General features: G+C 71.4%; 1 protein-coding gene. It reads left to right on the top strand.

The window, feature by feature from the left end; translation table 11 throughout:
* The coding region (locus tag AB0G02_RS39925; RefSeq protein ID WP_360805655.1) for an SdrD B-like domain-containing protein at positions 1-1465 on the top strand (1465 nt) is incomplete at both ends.

The following is a 1465-nucleotide window of genomic DNA, read 5'->3' on the forward strand; positions in this document are numbered from 1 at the left end:
GGTCGAGACCACCACGACCGAGACCACCACCGCGGAACCCGCGGAACCCACGACCACCCCACCGGTCGGCACCGAACCGAGCACGTCGGAGCCGACGGTCGAACCCACCACCCCCGAGGGGTCACCGGCCCCGGAGGCGCCCGCCGACCCGGCGGAGGGATCTGTCGACCTGACGATCACCGTCACCTTCGACCAGCCCTCGTACGTCGCGGACGAGACCATCCGAGCACGTGCCCGCGTCACCAACAAGGGCACCGCCACCGCGACCCACGTCCAGGTCGTCTCGGACGCCGTCGTGGACAGCAACTACTGGCAGGGGTTCGGCTTCGGCGTGTCGATCGAGCCCGGACAGGCGGCGGAGGGCACGCTCGTCGCCCGGCTGAACTCCCGGGTCGACCTGCTGACCCTCGCCGCCACGACCCGCTCCGACGAGCCGGACGCCGACCCGGCCGACAACACGGCCACGGCCACCGTCCCCATCACCTACGTCCGGGGCACCCTCAAGGGAACGGTGTACGCCGACTACAACGGCAACGCGGCCAAGGACGCCGGCGAGGAGTTCACGAACCTCACCGTCACGGTGAGCGGCGGTCCGGCGCAGGGCACCTACGCCACGGTGACCGACTCGGCGGGGCGCTTCGCGTTCGAAGGGCTGCCCCGCGGCGGTTACCTGATCTCGTTCGCCGCCGCGGACTGGTCGTTCCCGTGGACCAACGCCACAGTGGACGGTGAGGACGACCCGGACCTGTTGTTCCGCGCCGCCTACCTGCTCGACCCGGTGCTGACCGCTTCGGCGGCGTTCGACCGGCAGGGCTACCGGGCCGGCGACACCGCCCTGCTGACGCTGACCCTCACCAACAGCGGTGCGGTGCCGGTCCCCGGCATCACGGCGTCGTGCTCGACGACGGGGTGGTCACACCCCGAACTCGGTGAGTTGGCGCCCGAGGGTCCGGGCGTCAGCGTGCCGGCGCACGCCGCCCGCTCCTTCGACGTGCGGATGCCGATCGACGACCGGACGGCCGGTCAGGGCTACGTGAGGGTCGACTGCAAGTTCGGCGAACGGCAGTACTCCAACGGTGACGTCACCGCGAGCGCGATCACGCGGATCTCCGGTGCGATCGTGGCGACGGTCTCCGGTCAGGTGACGTTGCCGCTGGGGATGCCCCCCGGGGCGCAGTGCGGTTGTTCCGGACCGCGTCCGGGCGTGCCCGTGCCGGACCTGAAGGTGTACCTGAAGGACCAGTTCACCGGTGCGGTGCTCGCCCGTGCCACCACGACCGGCCAGGGCGGCTTCGAGTTCCACGACGTCCCGGCCGGGCTGCACAACTTCGGCGTGGTCGGACCGTGGAAGATCACCTACGGTGGGCCGGAGTTCTCCGTCAGCACCGGTGACAGCCGATCCCACCTGGTGTACGTCGTACCGGGTCCGGACCAGGCCGACCCGGAGCCGCCGCGGCCGGACGGC

Source organism: Actinosynnema sp. NPDC023658 (assembly GCF_040639995.1).
Lineage (GTDB): Bacteria > Actinomycetota > Actinomycetes > Mycobacteriales > Pseudonocardiaceae > Actinosynnema.